Genomic DNA, 20,120 nt, shown 5'->3' with positions numbered 1-20,120 from the left:
TTGTATATTTATAGGCTTATAAAAAGACAAAATGCTCTATTTTAGGTTTCCCAAACAATATAGATTTGACTTTTATTGTATTTTCTAAAAACTCACAGCATGAATCTATATTTACAAAAACTCACTTTCATCTTTTTTGTACTAATTACCAATACTATTTTTGGGCAAGCGGATTCTTTGCAAGAACCCGAAAAAAAGATTTTTAGGCAAAAACTAAATTTTGTCATCAATGCAGATTTTAGGCAAACATTAGTAAAAAACTCTCCCATTACCATTTATGGTGCTTATGCAGGACTAAAATTCAAAGACAAACATTTGTATTCGCTTGGATATTATACACTTACGGATTCCTCCAAACAGAAATTCAAGGCTCAGAATCAACGGCAAGCAGCCCCATTAGTGCCACCTAAACAAGTCAACGGTGAAGTTTCTCTTTGGTTTTTGAGTTTGGGATATACTCGAACAATTTATAATGGAAAGATTTTTAAGATAGATATTCCCATTGAAATTGGCGTTGGAGAAGGTTCTAATGGCATTTATGATGCCGACGGACAACTCTTAAAGCTTACCACAGATAATGTTTATCCAATGCAAGCAGGAATTTCTACCATTATAAATGTTACTCGTTGGTTTGGAGTTCACTTGCAAGGTGGAGAAAGGTTTATCATGGGGCAATCCATGTTTCAAAATCAGTATAGCGGTTTGTATTATACCTTTGGCATAAACCTAAATTTTGGAAGAATTTATCGGGATTTTGTACTGAAAACAGATTGATGTTATAACGCCGTCAGGATTTGAGTTCTGACGGCATTAAATTTTACTTTTTACTTGAAGAAGGCACTGCCATTTCTACATTTTCTTTGACAGGAATCCCAAAATTGGGTGTTCCGTCGGCATTCCATGTAAACTTTTGCATTCTTGGCGAACGGAAACCTCCGCAACCTTGTCCAGCTTTTGAATTGGCATGATATAAAATCCAATCTTCTTTTCCGTTTGGTGATTTGAAGAATGAATTATGCCCGGGGGCAAAAACACCATTTTCAATAGATTGCTTAAATACAGGCTCTGGAGATTTCTTCCAACTTGCAGGGTTTAACAAATCTGCATTAGCGTCGGCAGTTAATAAACCCAAAGCATAAAAATCTGTCCAACAACCACTTGCGGAATAAATAACAAATACTTTTTTGCCGTTTTTTAATATCTGAGGACCTTCATTTACGTTTACATGAGGCAAATTTGGGTCGCCTTTAATATCTCCGTGTTTCTCCCAATCAAAGTCTGAACCTGATATTTTTGAACGCTCGCTTTCAATAGTCCAAGGGTTTTTCATACGAGCAATGTAAATATTTTGCTGACCGTTTTTATCACCTTCCCAACCCGACCAAATCATATACAATTTTCCTCCGTGTTCAAAAACATCGCCGTCAATTGCCCATTTGTCGTTTTTAGCATCGGCTACTTTTCCTTTAAAAACCCACTCGCCAGTCATTGGGTCGTTGGTGGTACATTCCAACACATACATTCTGTGGTGATTATTATCTCCATCATCTCCCGCAAAATACATATACCATTTTCCTTGAATAAAATGTACTTCGGGAGCCCATAGTTCTTTGGAATACGAAGTTCCTTTTGGTGGTGTCCAAATTACTTTAGATTGAGCCATTTTGAGGTCAGACAAGTTTTTGGTTTTCCAAATGGTCAAACTATTCTGTAAGGTGTGCGTATAATAATAATACCCATCTTTGTAAAAACTGTAAGGGTCAGCTCCAGAAGGTAAAAGTGGGTTTGTAAAAACGTTCGTTGAAGACGTTTGTCCATAATTGAAAGAAAGGGAAACGCACAGTATTCCCAAAATAAAAAGTATTTTTTTCATAAGTAGAGACGTTGCCTGCAACGTCTTAGGTTTAAGATAACCTCTTAAGTTTAAGATAACCTCTTAGGTTTAAGATAACGTCTTAGGTTTAAGATAACCTCTTAAGTTTAAGATAACCTCTTAAGTTTAAGATAACCTCTTAGGTTTAAGACATTACAGGCAACAATTTTCATAATAAGTTATTAAATAATCTGATTAAACGTTGAAGGCAATATTTATCTGGTGGTACATTTACGTTGATAAAAAGACGTTGCAGGCAAGACAGGCAAGACGTTGCAGGTAAGACAGGCAAGACGTTGCAGGTAAGACAGGCAAGACATTGCAGGTAAGACAGGCAAGACGTTGCAGGCAACGTCTCTACCATTATTTATTCTTCGATTAAATCCTTCTCGCCAACCTGCTGTCTCCACATGGCATAATACAAACCTTTATTTTCCAATAATTCATCATGCGAGCCGTTTTCTACAATTTTTCCTTTTTCTAACACGAAAATATTGGTGGCGTGCATGATGGTACTGAGACGGTGGGCAATTACGATGGTTAAATGCGTTGTGCCTTCCGAAACTTCACGGATGGTTTCAGAGATTTCTTCTTCTGTTAGTGAATCTAAAGAAGAGGTTGCTTCGTCAAAAACTAATAAGTTTGGATTACGTAATAATGCTCTGGCGATACTCAAACGTTGTTTTTCTCCTCCCGAAACCTTCACGCCACCTTCTCCGATAATGGTATCTAAACCGTTTTCGGCACGGTCTAAAAGGGTATGACAAGCGGCTTTTCTTAATACGTCCAAACACTGTTCGTCAGTCGCCAAAGGATTTACGAATAATAAATTTTCACGAATTGTTCCCGAAAATAACTGCGTGTCTTGCGTTACAAAACCGATGCGTTCACGAAGTTGGTCGAAATCAATTTCATCATAATTATGACCATTGTACAAAATTTTTCCTTCTTTCGGGCGATACAATCCGACCAATAATTTCACCAAAGTAGATTTCCCAGAACCCGATGGCCCAACAAAAGCAATCGTTTCTCCCTGCGTTGCCTTGAAGGTAATTTTACGCAAAGCATCTTTATTCGCCGATTGATGTTTGAATTTAACGTCTTGAAATTCAAGCGAATCAATACTAATGACAGGATATGGATTAGCGGGTTTTACTTCCACAGGAATCTTGAAAATATCCTCAAAATTTTGTAATGAAACCTCCGCTTCACGGTAAGTATTTACCACATTACCAATTTCTTGAAGTGGGCCAAACAAGAAGAACGAATAAATATTAAGTGAATAGAATTGTCCGAGTGTAATTTTGTTTTCGTAAATCAAATAAATCAAAACCAAGACCATCATGGCACGTAAGAAGTTTACGACTGTTCCTTGTACAAACGACATGGAACGCACGTAACGCACTTTTTTCAATTCTAATTTCAAGATTTTCTGAGTCGTGGCGTTCAACTGAGCGATTTCTTGTTTTGCCAAACCCAACGATTTTACCAATTCAATATTGCGTAAAGATTCCGTAGTAGAACCCGCCAAACCTGTTGATTCCTTCACAATTTGAATCTGAATGGTTTTGATTTTCTTACTCAAAACCGAACTAATCCACGCAATGAGTGGTCCCGTTATCAAAAACAAAGGCACAATCATCCAGTGAACAGAATACGCATACACCGAAATGAAAATCAAAGCAATTACTGATTGGAAAAGAATGTTAATTCCTACGGTGATAATTTTCTCAACGTCGGTACGTACTTTTTGTAATTTTCCTAAAGTCTCGCCAGAACGTTGGTCTTCAAAAGATTCGTAAGGTAATTCCAAAGAATGACTGATACCGTCTGCGTAGATTTGAGCTCCTACTTTTTGGGTAACGGTATTGATAAAATAATCTTGAAAATTTTTGGCTACCCGACTCACAAAAGCCACACCAATTGACGCTAAAGTCAATGGAATAATGGCACGTAAAAAGTCTTCAACTGTATGCGTATCAGCACGATAGACATTGGCTACATCGTCAATAATTTTACGAAAAATATAAGGGTCAAGAAGAGAGAAAATTTGATTGATTGCAGCTAAAAATAATGCTCCAAGCACGGTTGCTTGGTGTTTTTTCAAATAACGTAATAGTATTTTCATCGGGGATTTTATTCGTAAATGGTTCGTTTATGTCATAAGCATTAAGCCGTATATAATAAACTAAAATAATTTATTACATACGACTTATCACCTAAAGCATATATAAACTAAACCCCAATCTAAAACATTAAGTTCTATCCTTACGGTTTTGCCATGAAATCGTAAATAGGACGAGTTTGTAGCAACATTACAGGACTTGACGGAAGACAAGCCGTAATATTCAAATTATGAGAAAGGATATTCGAAGAGCTACCCACCATCCATCGTTTACCACAACAATTATCAAAATAGAAACCCAATTCTTTCATCGTCCAGATACTATTAGCAGGCAAATTTTTATACGAATATTTCCCTGTATATGCTCCTCCTGTATTTGGATATTCAAAAATATCTCCAGAATTAGGACTACAAATGAGATTTGTCAAACCCGAAATTGCTTGAAATTTTGTACCAACTACCGTTAAACCATTGTATTGTGCCGTTGGACCAGCAGGAGCAAAAACCGTTGTTGCACCACTCGGAACTGCCACTTTCAATAATTGAGAAGTTCCTTCTTTGATGGCAACGAAAAGTCCCGTTGTTCCATAATTTTCAATATCTTGCAATGGGGCAGTAGTGGTATTTACCACTGAAGCAATACCCGTTGAAATTTGAACTTTAAGCAGTTTTTGAGGAAAATTAGAGTTCACCCCAGTAACCGCCCAAGCCATATCTGCCACGCCTGGCATATCACAAATACCTGTTACAGAATATACAGGAGTACCTGCAATTTTAATTTGCGAAACAGGAGCAAAACCAACAGGAGATGCACAAGGGTCAACTTTATAAATGTATGATGGAAAACCCGCAGGAACAGGTGAACCTGCACTTCCTAACAAAACTAAAGCATATACAGAAGGACAAACTAACACTTTGGCACTTGATACTTTTGAGTCGGAATTGGGAGTACTTGGAGTAGTTAAATCATTGGTCTGGCAAGCCCAAACTGTCATGGCGGCAACGCTTGCTCCTATTAGCAAACGTAAGAAGTTTGATTTTTTCATGATTGAAATTGTTTAAAGTTGTGAAAATATAAATGCTAACTCCCATACAAATCAGGAAGAGAATAGCCCAATGTTTAACAAAATCATATATTTCAAATACAAAGTGTGGTAAGCAAAATGCTCCCTCAGACTGAGGATATTATCGAAGTGCTACTTAGAAGAATTTAATAAAAGTATAAACATTATTGGGAAATTCAAACAATATCGGTGACAATTGATTAAATGGTTGTTTAGATAATATTTAAGCTGATTTTATCATCTCAAAAAAAGATGGTGTGCCATCAAACACAAAAGGTTGAAACATCATGAGTAGATGAATTGTTCGAGTAATTTTCACTAAATTTGAACTAACAATTCATAAATCAATATCAATGAAAAAGGCATTAACTATCAGCTCTTTAGCTTTATCAATTATTGTTTCATCTTGTGACAAATTAAGTAACTCTACCGAAAAAATTGGCGAAACCGCAGGTTCGATGGTAAAAGGGATTGAAACAGGTGTAAAAAAAGCACGTGCCATCAATTTAACTTATACCGATGCCCTTATCAATAAAGGAATTACCAACGGAAAAGTCTCTCTCAAAAGCGACAAAGACGGTGGCACAGACAATCTTCTAAGCGTTTATTTGATTTTCTCTAAAAAATTTAAAGGTAAAGTATTAGCAAAAGCTTACGACAATCAAGGTTTAGAAATGGGCAGAAGTACCGTAAAAATTGATGCACGGTCGGGAGATGCAGGTTTTTATGATTTCCATTTCGATAAAAGAACAAACATCGACCGTGACGGGAAGATAATTTTGGAATAATTTTTCGATTCAGTATTATGTATTAAAAGATATGTAGGGATGTATGCGATACGTTCACATTGTCAGGAAATGGGCGTATGCGATATGTCCACATTGTCAGGAAATGGGCGTATGCGATACGCCCCTACAAAATATCAAACATCGACCTTGAAACCTCGAACTTCAAAACACAAACACTTCATGAGCAATAAAACAAAAACAATCGTTGCCCCAACTTTAGAAAGCATCTACGAAGCTGCCGAAAAGTTGAGAGGCATAGCCGTACACACGCCTTTGATGGAAAATTTAATCCTTTCGGAGCGTTATGAGGCAAATATTTTCTTGAAAAGAGAAGACCTACAAATTGTCCGTTCTTACAAAATAAGAGGTGCGTATAATAAAATGGTTAGGCTTTCAAAAGCTGAACTCGACAAAGGGGTTGTGTGTGCTTCTGCGGGAAACCATGCACAAGGATTGGCGTATGCTTGCCATAAAATGGGCGTAAAAGGAGCGATTTTTATGCCTACAACCACGCCAAATCAGAAAATAAAGCAGGTAAAAATGTTTGGTAAAGACGACATCGAAATTATGATGGTGGGTGATACTTACGATGATGCCGCCAAAGCTGCCAAACAATATTGTGAAGAACATCACGCTACTTTTGTGTCGGCATTTGATGATATTGATGTTATTACGGGACAGGCTACCGTCGGACTGGAGATTTTTAGAGATGCTGATATAAAAATTGATTATTTATTCCTTGCCATTGGTGGCGGAGGCGTTTCTGCGGGGATTTCTACGGTTTTCAAACAGTTATCGCCACATACCAAAATTATTGGCGTTGAGCCTGCTGGTGCGGCGTCTATGAAGGCGAGTATTGATGCGGGTCATGTAGTGGGTTTAGAGAAAATCGACAAATTTGTAGATGGTGCGGCTGTGGGAAAAGTAGGCGAAATTCCGTTTGCCATTTGTCAGAAAAATTTGGACGACATCATCATTGTTCCCGAAGGGAAAGTTTGTACTACCATTTTGGAACTATACAACGAATCTGCCATCGTAGCCGAACCCGCAGGAGCTTTGACCATTGCGGCTTTGGATTTTATGAAAGACCAAATTAAAGGTAAAAATGTAGTTTGTTTAGTTTCTGGGGGGAATAACGACATCACTCGCACCGAAGAAATCAAAGAACGTTCTTTGCTTTACGAAGGGTTAAAACACTATTTTATGGTGCGTTTTCCACAACGTGCAGGAGCATTACGCAACTTTTTGAATAACGTTTTAGGACCAGACGACGACATTACTTTCTTTGAATATCAGAAGAAAACCAGTCGAGAATCAGGACCCGTTTTATTAGGAATAGAACTAAAGACCAGAGAAGATTACGCTGCCCTCATTGACAGAATGAAAGCAGAAAACATTGTTTACCAAGAACTTAACGAACAACCCGATTTGTTTTCGGTATTGGTGTAAGCCGATGCTTCCGCATCGGACGCAATTATATTCCGATGCGGAAGCATCAGGCTACAAAAAATTAACAACATTAACGAAAGCAACGCACTGAGCATGATTATTATAAAGCCGTTTGGTGTGTATGCTTACGCAAAACAACTTTCTGAAATATGCCAATAATTGAATTTACAGCAGGAAAATTAACAAAAGAAGTAAAAGAAAAACTCATAACACAACTGACAGACATTTCAGTAGAAATTACAGGAATACCCAAACATTTGTTTTTTATAACGATAAATGAAAAACCAGACGAAGATATTGCTGTTGGAGGTGTTAGTGTACAAAAAATAAAAGAAGAATTGAACAATCAGAAATAACTATGAACTGCTAACACAAGGGCAAGAAATGTAACCCGATGCTTCCGCATCGAACGTAAATATATTCCGATGCAGAAGCATCGAGTTACAAAAATAGTAAGAGTAGAAATTTTCAATTTTAGTCTTATTCCCGCTCAGTAGCTCGCATCTTGCGAGTTACTACATTAACAGGCAGCCAGCCTACTTATATAGTTAATAACATTCCGATGCAGAGACGGAGTGCCGTCCAACATCGGATTACAAAATAAAAAAATCATGCTCAACGTCGCTCTTATTGGTTTTGGTTTATCGGGAAGATATTTACAAGCTCCCTTTTTTGAAACTAATCCAAATTTCAATCTTAAAACTATTGTTTCTAATAGTCAAAATCCAAAGGAATATTTTCCGAATGTCAATGTTGCCAAAAGTTTAGACGAAGTTTTGGCAGATGATTCTATCGACTTGGTAAGTATTTGTTCGCCCAATTCAACGCATTTTGAGTATGCAAAAAAAACGTTATTGGCAGGTAAAAATGTTTTGGTAGAAAAACCATTTACCGCAACTATCGAAGAAGCCGAAGAACTCATTGCGTTAGGAAAAGAAACAGGGAAATTATTAACAATCTTCCAAAATCGCCGTTTTGATAGTGATTTTATGACGGTCAAAAAAATTATTGATGATGGTTTATTGGGCGAAATTTTAAACTTTGAAGCACATTTCAATCGCTTCAAACCCGTTTTGAATCCTAAAAAATGGAAAGAAACGGTTAGTCCTGCCAACGGAATTTTATACGATTTAGGAGCTCACATTATCGACCAAGCTATTGTCCTTTTTGGTTCTCCGCAAAGCGTTTGGGGACAATCTTTCACGCAAAGAGAAGGTTCTGAAATTGAAGATGCTTTTGATATTCGTTTGGACTATGGCAAATTGAAAGTTACGTTGAGGTCGAGTTTATTGGTTCGTGAAGATTCTCCAAGATATATTATTCATGGTACAAAAGGCTCGTTCGTAAAATACGGAATTGATGTGCAAGAAGACCACCTAAAAGCAGGTTTACAGCCAAATGACGCAGGTTTTGGCGTTGAACCAAGTTCTCAAGTTGGCATTTTGAATGCTGATATGAATGGCTTGGGAATTAGAGGAACTGTTGAAACTTTGACGGGGAATTGGTCATTATTATTCCAAAATTTACACGATGTAATTGTCGATGGTAAAGAATTGATTATTAAGCCTGAAGAGGTTTTAGAGCAAATCAAGATTATTGAAAAAGTGAGAGCGTAACACAGACTTTAGTCTGTATGTCGATGATTAACATACAGACTAAAGTCTGTGTTACGGCAATTTATATCTTGCAGAAATCCTTTTTATACTATCAACAGGCTGTTTTTTACTATACTGCTTTGCTTTAATTGTTGGTATTTTCTTCTTTTTTTCTTCTAAAAGTCTTTTTACATCAACATACACATTCTTCAACGATGCTGGATTGGTAATATAATACCTCAAACTCATATTAAAATTTGCCGTATCAATATTGTATTTTTTCAACGCTTTCACTTTTAATTTTTGATAAATAAAAAGGGCTGAATCAGTATTGCTAATGTGCATATCATTCACCTGCGACTCCAGTACGTGAATATCCGATAAAATGACTGCCATTTTATCTTCTGCTATTAAATCATTGGGTTTATCGTCAGATTCACAAGCGGTTAGCCCTAATAAAAGTAAAAGTATTCTAAATCTCATAATTCAAATTTACGGCGAATTTGGGTAGATTTTATATTATTAAGGATTTTTAAGAAATACTATCCCACTCTTGGACAACGTTTAAATTCTTTGGTTCTATCAAAAAGGAAACGGTAAGTGATATATTCTTTGTCACGTGTTGTTCCTAATTGCGACACAAAACGGTTCATTTTGGGGTTAAAATCGCCCACCCAATTCATGTCAATTGTTTCGTATTGATAATGTGGATTGTCTCGTCCAGCCTGACGGAAACGCAAAGCAATGGCAGATTCAATCCCTTTTCCTTGAAAATCTGGCACAACCCCGAAAATCATTCCGCAAGTACGAGTAACTACGCCACGTTGTAACAAAAGCCAAAATTTTAGTTTTTGCCAAAGTCCAAATTTTCCATCAAGATGTTTTACAATTTGGTTGATGTCTGGAATAACAATAAAGAAAGCAATCGGACGCTCGCCTGCGTAGGCAAACCATGTGAGTTGTTCGTCAATGATTGGCTTCATGGTTTTTACTAAACTTTGTGCCTGCTCCGAACTCATGGCTTTTACCCCCGGAAATTTCGCCCAACCTTCATTAAAAACCGTTCTGAAATCTTCTCCGTATTTTTCTAACTTACGCTTTTCAATATGTCTGAAATCATAATCTGGATTGGCATAAACCTTTTTTGCCTTTTCTTCAACGGTGTCTGCTACGGTTGCCGCTCTGATTGGCGAAACATAAACGTATTGTTGGAAATAATCTTTGAAACCATAATTCTCGAAAAATGGAATGTAATATTGTTTCGTCCAAGCCATTTTATAAGTTGGCTCGTATTGCCAACCTTTGGTCATTAAGCCCCAAAAAGCATCACGTTCGCCAAAGTTAATTGGCCCATCCATTGCTTCCATGCCTTTAGATGTCAACCAATTTTTACAAGTATCAAATAATAAAAAAGCGGCTTTTTCATCTTCAATACATTCAAAAAAGCCCATTCCGCCTGTTGGTTGTTCCTCTTTTGTGGCAGTTTCATGATTGATAAAAGCCGCTACACGACCGATAGTTTCGCCAGATTCGTTTTGTAAAATCCAACGGATAGCTTCACCATGTTTGAAGTATTTATTCTTATTCGGATTAAACGTATTCTCAACATCTTGGTCAAGCGGACGAATCCAATTAGTGTCTTGTTCGTACAGTTTTACGGGTAATAAAAGGAATTCTTGTTGTAATTTTTTATCGTCAGCGACTTCTAAAATGGTCATTGTGGTTTCTTGTTTAATTTTTTAGTAAAGATAGGGGATTTTGAGAGAATTGAGGAAAAAGTAACTAAGTACAATTAATGTGGTTGTCGTTAAGCCTTTTTTCATAAACACGTATTTTGGAACGAAAAATATCTCATTCCGTTATACTTTTATTAGTTTTGTAGAAGAAACCAAATCTTATCACGATGGTTGATAAAGCACTTGTCATTAAAGATTTTACGGAAACCATGAATGAGAATATTAAAGATACTTTAAACTTAGCATTAGATACCTTTGATGAATGTCTTAAAATGTTATGATTACTGTCATTGCGAGGCACGAAGCAATCTGCCCACTCACGAGATAAGATTTTCCAATACCATTTCATCAATCATACGGATTGCTTCGTGCCTCGCAATGACAGCAGTCAAACATAAAAGCCTTACTAATGGTAGAAGAATTTATCAATTATATAAAAGAAAAATATCAAATAAACGAATAAATGCAACCTTTAAAAATATACAATACCCTCAGCCGAGAAAAAGAATTGTTTACCCCTCTAAACGCCCCTCACGTGGGTATTTACGTTTGTGGGCCAACTGTTTATAATTATGTTCATTTAGGAAACGTCCGTACTTTCATGACTTTCGATGTGTTGTATCGTTATTTGATGCACCTCGGCTATAAAGTGCGTTATGTACGAAATATTACCGACGTGGGTCACTTGGTGGGTGATGGCGATGAAGGCGAAGACAAAATCGGGAAAATGGCGAAGTTAGAGCAACTCGAACCAATGGAAATTGTACAACGTTATACCAACGATTTTCATAAAGTTTTAGAGCAATTTAATTTCTTGCCTCCAAGCATTGAACCTTCTGCAACGGGACACATCGTTGAGCAAATCGAAACGACTCAAACCCTTATCAATAAAGGTTTAGCTTATGAATCAAACGGTTCTGTTTATTTTGACATTGCCAAATACAACGAACAAGGCGGTGAATATGGTAAACTTTCGGGTAGAATTTTGGACGATTTATTAACCGAAACTCGTGATTTAGACGGTGTTGGCGAAAAACGCAGTCCACTTGATTTTGCTCTTTGGAAAAAAGCCGCTCCCGAACACATCATGCGTTGGAATTCTCCTTGGGGCGAAGGTTTCCCAGGCTGGCATTTAGAATGTACTTGCATGAGTACCAAATACTTAGGAGATAGCTTTGATATTCACGGAGGAGGGATGGACTTAAAATTCCCTCACCATGAATGTGAAATTGCCCAAGCAAAAGGAGCAAACGACCGTGAACCTGTACGTTATTGGATGCACTCAAATATGCTTACAGTGAACGGACAAAAAATGTCAAAATCCTTAGGTAATTCGTTCTTACCTGCCGAGCTTTTTGCTGGTTCTCATCCGCTATTAGAGCAACCATATAGCCCAATGACAGTTCGTTTCTTCATGTTGCAGTCGCAATACAGAAGTACGCTTGATTTCTCAAATGATGCCTTGAAAGCAGCTCAAAAAGGCTACAAACGTTTAATCAACGGATTGAGAATTATTAAAAATTTGGAATACGTTGCTGATGATTCTATCGTTATTGATGAGAAACAAGTTGCCGAAATTGAGAAAGGTATTCAAGGATGTTATGATGGCTTAAACGATGATATGAACACCGCAGTAACCATTGCAGGTTTGTTCAATCTCGTGAAAAAAATCAATCAATTGTATATGGGGCAAGTACAAACAGCTCAAATTGGTGAAGCTACTTTCAACCTTTTAAAAGAGAAATTTGTCTTAATTATCGAAGGCGTTTTAGGAATCGTTGAAGAGCAAAGCACTTCCGTTGAGGCTTTTGCCAAAGGAATGTTATCATTATACAAAGAATATAAAGAAGCTAAGCAATACGATAAAGTCGATGAAATCAGAGGATATTTCAAAGCCAATGGTTTAGTAATCAAAGACATGAAAACCCGTATTGATTGGGCTTATGAAGAATAGATAAAAGGTGTTAGGTTTTGGGTTTTAGGGGTTAGTTACAATGTACCTCCCTAAATCCTAAACCCCAACCCCCAACCCCTAAAAAATGAGAACACCCAGTATCACGCCCATTATTCGGGCAATAATTGCTATAAACGTTATTGTATTCATCGTTCAATCTATTAATCCACAATATGATAGAATGATTGTCTCGCTGTTTGGTTTGCACTATTTTTCTTCGGAACAATTCAATCCCATTCAGTTAGTAACGTATATGTTTGTGCATTCAGGGATTGGGCATATTTTTGGAAATATGTTAGGTCTGTTTTTCTTAGGACCAATTTTAGAAATGTTTTGGGGAGAAAAACGCTTTTTAGCTTTTTATCTTGGTACGGGTATTGGAGCTGGCTTGTTGTATATGGGGTTAAAATATTACGACATCAGTGCTTTGCAGGCGGCGTCAGAAGCATACATTCAAAATCCAGATTTTAAGCAATTTGAAAGCCTTATTCAAAAGTTTTATTCTGAAGGAATTCCATCAAATGTGTATGGTTTATTAGAAAATACAGGCAACGTTTCATTGAAAGAATCAGTATTTGTGATTGAAGAAAGTTTGAAAAGTGTTTTAAATACACCGATGATTGGTGCATCAGGAGCTGTTTTTGGCGTCATGGCAGGCTTTGCTATTTTATTTCCAAACACAGAATTAATGCTTTTCCCAATACCTGTTCCGATTAAAGCCAAATATTTTGTAACTTTCTATGCACTTTATGAAATTTATGCGGGCATACACAAAATGCCCGGTGATAATGTAGCACATTTTGCCCATATTGGAGGCATGATTTTTGCTTTCATTTTAATAAAATTCTGGGGAAATCAAAGGAATAATTTTTATTAAAATTATATTTACAAATATGGTAACTTTTTATTAATCAAAACGTTATCAGAATAACTGATGATAATTTATATTTATAAATTGGTTTAAAAATCACCAATCGTAATTCACAAATCACAACTAAAAATATGAGTGGGATTTTAGATGACTTCAAAGACGCTTTCGCCAAGCGTAACAACGGTTTAATTCAGTTAATTTGGCTGAATGTGGCGGTGTATGTGGTCATGTTATTGTGTTTGATAACATTAACGGTGTTTTTCAAAAAACCCGATGTTTTTGAAAATGCACTTTCATATTTCAGCCTCACACCAGCGATGGGAACGTTTCTTTTTCGCCCTTGGACAATACTTACTTACGCATTCTTTCATTCGGTAAATCCAATTGCTCACCTTCTGCCCAATATGTTAATGTTATATTGGTTTGGGGCAATTATTCAAGAGTTTTTAGGTAGTCGTAGATTAATAAATTTATACATTCTTGGTGCGTTATTTGGTGGAATTTTAGCATTACTTTCTTTTAATTTCATTCCGTATTATCAAGGAGCAATCAATACAACTATTATTGGTGCATCTGGAAGTGTCATGGCTATTGTTTTTGCAGCCGCTACCTTAATGCCTGATTACACTTTCTTTTTGTTTTTGATTGGACCAGTTCGGATTAAATACATCGCCTTTTTCTTCTTCTTGATTTCATTGGCAGGAGCTATTGGTACAAATGCAGGCGGAGGAATTGTTCACTTAGGCGGTGCTTTTTTAGGATATTTATACGTAAAACAATTGCAAGCAGGTAGAGACTGGGGAACACCACTTGATGCCATTTTTGATTTCTTCCAAAATATTTTTAAACGTACCGAAAAACCAACCATCAAAGTTGCTTATCGTCAGAAAGAATCAACTTATAGTAGTTCTCCTGCGGGCGTTGGTGGAGGCTATCCAGACGATGATGAAGTAGATGAGATTTTAGATAAAATATCTCGCTCAGGTTACGAAAGTTTAACCAAAGAAGAAAAACAGAAATTATTTAAAGCGTCACAGAAATAACGGTAAAATTGATACTTACAAAAGCAAAACGGTTAAGCTCAAAACGCTTGACCGTTTTGCTTTGTAAGAACCTCAAAAAATTTATGTAAATTTGTCGAAAGATTCTTAGCATCTTTACCGATAGATATTTATTGAACCTGTTTAAACTTTCTGTTTCGGTATAAACCTGTTCATTTTTAATCTGCTAATCCAATATTTTCTCAACGTAGCTCTGCTATGCAGTTCCACTGGGGCTTCAAATATTGAAATAACAGGTTCAAAATGATTCAAATTTCTTCTCAAAACAGAAAGTTTAAACAGGTTCATTACAAACATTTTGAAAACTTTGTAGTTATATCTTTACACTTTTCGACAATTGAAACTCATGAAAATCACTCCTGGCAAAATATTGGCTCAAATTAACTCCCCTGAGGATTTAAGAAACAGAGACCGCTCGGAATTAATCCAAATTTGTGATGAACTTCGTCAATATATTATTGATGATGTTTCTGTTTTTGGAGGACATTTTGGGGCTTCTTTGGGTGTGGTTGAGTTATCAGTGGCTCTACATTATGTTTTCAATACGCCTACCGATAATTTGGTTTGGGACGTTGGACATCAGGCTTATGGACATAAAATATTAACAGGACGACGTGATGTATTCCATACAAATCGTCTTTACGGAGGTATTTCGGGTTTCCCAAAACGCAAAGAAAGTAAATACGATGCTTTTGGCGTTGGACACTCATCGACTTCGATTTCGGCAGCTTTGGGTATGTCAGTAGCATCTCAATATAAAGGTGAAAAAAATCGTCAACACGTTGCCGTAATTGGCGATGGTTCAATGACAGCAGGTATGGCATTTGAAGCCATGAATCATGCGGGAGATATTCCCAACAACATGATTATTATCTTGAATGATAACTGCATGGCAATTGACCCTAATGTAGGGGCTTTAAAAGAATATTTGACCGATATTACCACTTCTCATACGTACAATCGTGTGAAAGACGAAGTTTGGAATTTGTTGGGGAAGATGTCTAAATTCGGAAAATCAGCCCAAGATATTGTTTCCAAAATTGAAAATGGACTGAAAGCAACTTTATTAAATCAAAGTAACTTATTTGAGTCATTAAATCTTCGTTATTTTGGTCCTATCGACGGGCATGACGTAGAATATATGGTAACGGTTTTGAATGATTTGAAAGACATTCCCGGTCCAAAAATTCTTCATTGTATTACCACCAAAGGGAAAGGTTACGCACTTGCCGAAAAAGACCAAACACTTTGGCACGCTCCCGGAAAATTTGACAAAATCACAGGGGAAATCAAGAAAAAGGTTTTCACCACTCCACAGCCTCCAAAGTACCAAGATGTTTTTGGAAATACTATTGTAGAATTAGCAGAAAAAAACTCCAAAATTATGGGTGTTACTCCTGCTATGCCTTCGGGAAGTTCCTTGAATATCATGATGAAAACCATGCCTGACCGTGCTTTTGACGTAGGTATTGCTGAACAACACGCCGTGACTTTTTCGGCAGGAATGGCAACGCAAGGCTTGACAGTTTTCTGTAATATTTATTCTTCTTTTATGCAACGTGCTTACGACCAAGTAGTACACGACGTAGCGATTCAAGAATTACCCGTAATTTTCTGTCTCGACCGTGCGGGTTTTGCAGGTGCGGATGGACCAACGCATCATGGGGCTTATGACCTTGCGTATATGCGTTGTATTCCGAATATGATTGTATTTTCTCCGATGAATGAAAAGGAGTTGCGTGATATTATGTTTACAGTTTCGCAAGATGATTTTAAAGATTTAAAACAGTGTATTTCTATCAGATACCCACGTGGAGAAGGCGTTATGCCTGAGTGGAGAACTCCATTTGAGAAAATGGAAATTGGAAAAGGTAGAAAGATAAAAGACGGTGAAAATGTAGCTATTTTAACACTCGGACACATTGGAAATTATGCCGTTGAAACTTGTAAAATCCTCGAAAAAGAAGGCATCAATCCAGCTCATTATGATATGCGTTTTGTGAAGCCTTTGGACGAAGTGATGTTACATGAAATCTTCCAAAATTATGATAAAGTAATTACCGTTGAAGATGGTTGTATTCAAGGCGGATTTGGTTCGGCAGTTGCAGAATTTATGTTAGACCATAATTATTCGGCACAAATAAAACGTTTGGGCATTCCTGATAGAATTGTTGAACATGGCGAACAAATTGAACTTCATCGTGAATGTGGTTTCGACCCAGAAGGAATTGCAGAAGCTGTTAGAGCGATTTTAGGAACAAAGAAAATTCAGCAAAAAACAGAAGATGTGAAGTTGGTGTTGAATTAATAATCAGAACTATAAACTATTTGTCACAGACAAATTTAGACCACTGATGAAACGGATTATACTGATTTACACAGCAGATAAAGAAAAATCAGCGAAAATCAGTATAATCCGTTCAATCAGTGGTCTTTCGTTTGTGTTGAGACAAACCCTTTATTGTTCGGTTAATGATTTCGAAACTACTACATTTTTCCCCATAACGGAGTTATCATTTTTCTTTAATTTTCCGTGTAAATCCGTTGAATCAGTACAATCTGTGGTCTAATTTTAGTTTACGATTTCAGCTTACTTCTTCTCCCGAATTTTCTTCACAATTCTCACCGCTGACATAATGATTACAGCAAAAAGAATTAGTCCTAAAATACCCCAAATCCAATCTACTGCATTTTTTAACACTACTAAAAACACGATAGCAAAAAGGAAAACCGTAGCAATTTCGTTGAATAGTCTTAGCTGAAAACCTGTAAATCTAAATTTATCTTGACGTAATTCTAAGATTAATTTTCTACAATAAAAATGATAGATAATTAGTCCAACCACAAAACTCAATTTGATGTGTAGCCAACCGTGAGCTGCGAAAGAATCCCACCAAGTCCAATAAACCATTGTCACTCCCGAAATTATCGTCAGCCACATAGCAGGAACCATAATCGCATTGAAAAGGATTTTCTCCATTTTCTTGAATTGCTCTTGAATGATAGTACGCTCTAAATCGGGCTTCTCGTTGGCTTCTGTATGATATACAAATAGGCGTGGCAAATAGAAAAGTCCTGCAAACCAACTGGTTACGAAGATAATATGAATGGCTTTGATGTGTTCGTAAGTCATTTTGAGTTTATAAGTTTATGTGTTGATGAGTTTATGAGTGTTATAGACAACGACATGACGTATTGGAATTAGATTAGACAACTTTTTGATAGTTGTCTAATCTAAACAACATAATTCCAAAATATATTCTGATACGTTATGTCGTACTCTATAACTGAATAAAGAATATTCCTTTTTTACTCATAAACGCTAAACTCATAAACTTCACTTATATTTTTTGAAAAAGCTATTCAATTTCATCTGAATGACACCTAAAATAGCTTCACGGAAGATATTGGCAGACATTTTTGATTGTCCTTTGGTACGGTCTGTAAAGATAATTGGCACTTCTACAATCTTGAAGCCGTATTTCCAAGTGGTAAATTTCATCTCTACTTGGAAGGCATAACCAACAAACTTAATGGTATCTAAATTGATAGTTCTCAATACTTTTGCCGTGTAGCATTTAAAACCTGCCGTTACATCTTTTACAGGAATACCCGTAATGAAACGCACATAATATCCTGCAAAATATGACATTAAAACACGACTCATTGGCCAGTTCACTACATTAACACCGTGAATATATCTTGAGCCAATTGCCATATCAGCACCGTCGTTTGCACAGGCATTATAAAGTTTCACTAAATCATCTGGATTATGTGAAAAATCTGCATCCATTTCAAAAATATACTCGTAGTTTAATCCTAAAGCATATTTAAATCCATGAATATAGGCAGTTCCTAAGCCTAATTTGCCTTTACGTTCTTGTAGGTGTAAACGATTTGTACCAAATTCTGTTTGTAATTCTTTAACTTTTTTTCCTGTTCCATCAGGAGAACCATCATCCACAATCAATAAATCAAAAGAAGGTTCAAGGCTCATCACTTTACGTATAATGGCTTCTATATTTTCTATTTCGTTATAAGTAGGAATGATGACGATACGTGAATTCATTTAATTTTAGTTTTTTTGAGAAGATGAATACTTACCATCTTTCTTTTATACAAAGTTACAAAAGCAAAGCCAATTTTATAGGATTGCTTATCGGTTATAACAGATACAATTTACTATGTGGTCATTTACCATACCTGTTGCCTGCATAAATGCGTAGCAAATTGTAGTACCTATAAACTTGAATCCTCTTTTTTTAAGGGTTTTACTCATAGCATCTGAAATATCAGTTCTTGCAGGTACACTTCCTAAACTACTCCTTTGATTTACAATGGGTTGCCCTCCCACAAATTGCCAAATATATTCTCTAAAGCTTCCATATTCTTGTTGAATTTCGAGAAATATCCGAGCGTTGGTAATTGTTCCTTCTATCTTCAAACGATTTCTGATGATGCCTGCGTCTTGCATGAGTTCTTCTACCTTTTGGGCGTCATATTTAACAATTTTTAAGGCTTCGAAATTGTCAAATGCTTTCCTAAAGCTCTCTCTTTTTCTCAAAATGGTTATCCAACTCAATCCTGCTTGAAAGCCTTCGAGAATCAAAAACTCAAATAATTTATCATCATCATAAAGTGGAACGCCCCATTCTTCATCATGATATTTTATATAAAGTTCATCATTCCCAGCCCATTGGCAACGGGTTATATTTTCTTTTTTGATAGTCATATAAAGTGCTGTTTACCTATTACAAATTTAAGTGGCATTTATGGAGTATGCTATCAAAGTATTCCGAAAACTTAAAAGTTTAGTTTCTAACAAGACTACACACTCAAAATATTATTTATTGCTCTGAAAAGTTAAAGAAACAGAAAAGCCGAGACTATAAATCTCGGCTTTTGCTTTATTACACCAATATGAAAATCCGTTTGGACTTTCTCCCTGCCGAGGCAAGGAGGAAATCTTTAGTACGGTTTTATAGTAATCCACTGATTTGTTTTTCTATCATAAGCCAAATGTTCATCTGGCCATTCTATATATTGTTTCATAGGAGTTTGTTTGTCTAAATTCCCGTTTTTTATCAATTCTTGAAATAAATAATTACCACGTTCTTTCACAACTTCCTCTGCTAAATGTGGTGTATTGGCAACCTCCTCAAATGCTGTTGGCATGAATGAATTGGGGGCTAATTTGAATTTTCCTAAAACCCCTCTTTTAAAAGCTGAGCTTGAACCAACTGGGCGAATCAGGAAAAAGTAATTCCAGCCATTTTCTGCTTGGTAATACTTTTGTAGTTTAAAATTGGGAGTATTTTTGGCGTAAAAACCTCTAAACTGAGGTTGAAATTTTGTTGTATTGGTTGCTTCTGGAGCAGGTAAATAGAGGTAAGTAACAATATTGGTTAAGAGGCTATCTTGTTGACTTTTAGAAAAATAATTGTCAAAGTCGTTATTATTAGATTGACAGGAAATGAGCGTTAATGTAATGAGTAAGCCTAAAAGTATCGTTTTCATATTGGTAGTTATTTGAGGTGGCAGGAGTTGGGTTTTAGGCTTCAGTTGAAATTATCCAATTCGATTACCTAAAACCTAACTCCTAAA

Annotated in this window: 18 protein-coding genes; 9 read left to right on the top strand and 9 right to left on the bottom strand. The window is 36.4% G+C overall.

Annotated elements, in window-relative coordinates:
* Window positions 1-99 precede the first annotated feature (99 nt).
* Window positions 100-774: a hypothetical protein gene (locus LV89_RS08950; protein ID WP_109742540.1), complete on the top strand. Its 675-nt coding sequence runs from the start codon at window positions 100-102 to the stop codon at window positions 772-774.
* 43 nt (window positions 775-817) lie between these two features.
* Here LV89_RS08950 and LV89_RS08945 read toward each other — a convergent pair whose 3' ends face one another.
* The 3 genes from LV89_RS08945 to LV89_RS08935 form a co-directional block, all read right to left on the bottom strand.
* Window positions 818-1,873 carry a glycoside hydrolase family 43 protein gene (locus LV89_RS08945; RefSeq protein ID WP_109742539.1) on the bottom strand — a complete coding sequence of 352 codons (1,056 nt, stop codon included), beginning with the start codon at window positions 1,871-1,873 and terminating at the stop codon, window positions 818-820.
* A 367-nt stretch (window positions 1,874-2,240) separates the two neighbouring features.
* Window positions 2,241-4,001: an ABC transporter ATP-binding protein gene (locus LV89_RS08940; protein WP_109742538.1), complete on the bottom strand. Its 1,761-nt coding sequence runs from the start codon at window positions 3,999-4,001 to the stop codon at window positions 2,241-2,243.
* A 140-nt stretch (window positions 4,002-4,141) separates the two neighbouring features.
* Window positions 4,142-5,044 (bottom strand): hypothetical protein, encoded by a 903-nt coding sequence (locus tag LV89_RS08935; RefSeq protein ID WP_109742537.1) that lies wholly within the window; start codon window positions 5,042-5,044, stop codon window positions 4,142-4,144.
* A 371-nt stretch (window positions 5,045-5,415) separates the two neighbouring features.
* Here LV89_RS08935 and LV89_RS08930 point away from each other — a divergent pair, with 371 nt between their 5' ends.
* From LV89_RS08930 to LV89_RS08915, 4 genes are all read left to right on the top strand, one after another.
* Window positions 5,416-5,850, top strand: coding sequence for a hypothetical protein (locus tag LV89_RS08930; protein WP_109742536.1), 435 nt, complete (start codon window positions 5,416-5,418; stop codon window positions 5,848-5,850).
* 180 nt (window positions 5,851-6,030) lie between these two features.
* Window positions 6,031-7,299 carry a threonine ammonia-lyase gene (ilvA, locus tag LV89_RS08925; protein ID WP_109742560.1) on the top strand — a complete coding sequence of 423 codons (1,269 nt, stop codon included), beginning with the start codon at window positions 6,031-6,033 and terminating at the stop codon, window positions 7,297-7,299.
* Between the two features lie 149 nt (window positions 7,300-7,448).
* Complete coding sequence (locus LV89_RS08920; RefSeq protein ID WP_109742535.1) at window positions 7,449-7,655, top strand: tautomerase family protein; 207 nt, start codon at window positions 7,449-7,451, stop codon at window positions 7,653-7,655.
* Between the two features lie 255 nt (window positions 7,656-7,910).
* Complete coding sequence (locus LV89_RS08915; RefSeq protein ID WP_109742534.1) at window positions 7,911-8,915, top strand: Gfo/Idh/MocA family oxidoreductase; 1,005 nt, start codon at window positions 7,911-7,913, stop codon at window positions 8,913-8,915.
* Window positions 8,916-8,966: 51 nt separating this feature from the next.
* Here LV89_RS08915 and LV89_RS08910 read toward each other — a convergent pair whose 3' ends face one another.
* Together LV89_RS08910 and LV89_RS08905 are read right to left on the bottom strand one after the other, a co-directional pair.
* Window positions 8,967-9,377 carry a DUF4296 domain-containing protein gene (locus LV89_RS08910; protein WP_109742533.1) on the bottom strand — a complete coding sequence of 137 codons (411 nt, stop codon included), beginning with the start codon at window positions 9,375-9,377 and terminating at the stop codon, window positions 8,967-8,969.
* Window positions 9,378-9,436: 59 nt separating this feature from the next.
* Entirely contained in the window at window positions 9,437-10,612 is a 1,176-nt protein-coding gene (locus LV89_RS08905; RefSeq protein ID WP_109742532.1) for a GNAT family N-acetyltransferase, read from the bottom strand.
* A gap of 481 nt (window positions 10,613-11,093) precedes the next feature.
* Between LV89_RS08905 and cysS the strand changes: the two genes are divergently transcribed.
* The 4 genes from cysS (at window position 11,094) to dxs (ending at window position 16,824) form a co-directional block, all read left to right on the top strand.
* Window positions 11,094-12,584, top strand: coding sequence for a cysteine--tRNA ligase (gene cysS / locus LV89_RS08900; protein ID WP_109742531.1), 1,491 nt, complete (start codon window positions 11,094-11,096; stop codon window positions 12,582-12,584).
* 85 nt (window positions 12,585-12,669) lie between these two features.
* Window positions 12,670-13,461 (top strand): rhomboid family intramembrane serine protease, encoded by a 792-nt coding sequence (locus tag LV89_RS08895; RefSeq protein ID WP_109742530.1) that lies wholly within the window; start codon window positions 12,670-12,672, stop codon window positions 13,459-13,461.
* A 125-nt stretch (window positions 13,462-13,586) separates the two neighbouring features.
* The gene (locus LV89_RS08890) at window positions 13,587-14,498 is read left to right on the top strand and encodes a rhomboid family intramembrane serine protease (protein WP_109742529.1); all 912 of its coding nucleotides are present in this window, start codon (window positions 13,587-13,589) and stop codon (window positions 14,496-14,498) included.
* A gap of 364 nt (window positions 14,499-14,862) precedes the next feature.
* Complete coding sequence (dxs, locus tag LV89_RS08885) at window positions 14,863-16,824, top strand: 1-deoxy-D-xylulose-5-phosphate synthase (protein WP_109742528.1); 1,962 nt, start codon at window positions 14,863-14,865, stop codon at window positions 16,822-16,824.
* Window positions 16,825-17,106: 282 nt separating this feature from the next.
* Here dxs and LV89_RS08880 read toward each other — a convergent pair whose 3' ends face one another.
* The 4 genes from LV89_RS08880 to LV89_RS08865 all read right to left on the bottom strand — a co-directional run bounded on the left by LV89_RS08880 (window position 17,107) and on the right by LV89_RS08865 (window position 20,033).
* Entirely contained in the window at window positions 17,107-17,649 is a 543-nt protein-coding gene (locus LV89_RS08880) for a CopD family protein (RefSeq protein WP_109742527.1), read from the bottom strand.
* Between the two features lie 204 nt (window positions 17,650-17,853).
* Complete coding sequence (locus LV89_RS08875) at window positions 17,854-18,585, bottom strand: polyprenol monophosphomannose synthase (RefSeq protein WP_109742526.1); 732 nt, start codon at window positions 18,583-18,585, stop codon at window positions 17,854-17,856.
* 87 nt (window positions 18,586-18,672) lie between these two features.
* A complete protein-coding gene (locus LV89_RS08870) occupies window positions 18,673-19,248 on the bottom strand; it encodes a DNA-3-methyladenine glycosylase I (RefSeq protein WP_109742525.1) in 576 nt (191 codons plus the stop codon).
* 236 nt (window positions 19,249-19,484) lie between these two features.
* Complete coding sequence (locus LV89_RS08865) at window positions 19,485-20,033, bottom strand: hypothetical protein (protein WP_109742524.1); 549 nt, start codon at window positions 20,031-20,033, stop codon at window positions 19,485-19,487.
* Window positions 20,034-20,120 lie beyond the last annotated feature (87 nt).

It is taken from the genome of Arcicella aurantiaca (genome assembly GCF_003148625.1).
Taxonomy (GTDB): Bacteria; Bacteroidota; Bacteroidia; order Cytophagales; family Spirosomataceae; genus Arcicella; species Arcicella aurantiaca.
This window is presented reverse-complemented; position numbering and strand designations above follow the sequence as displayed.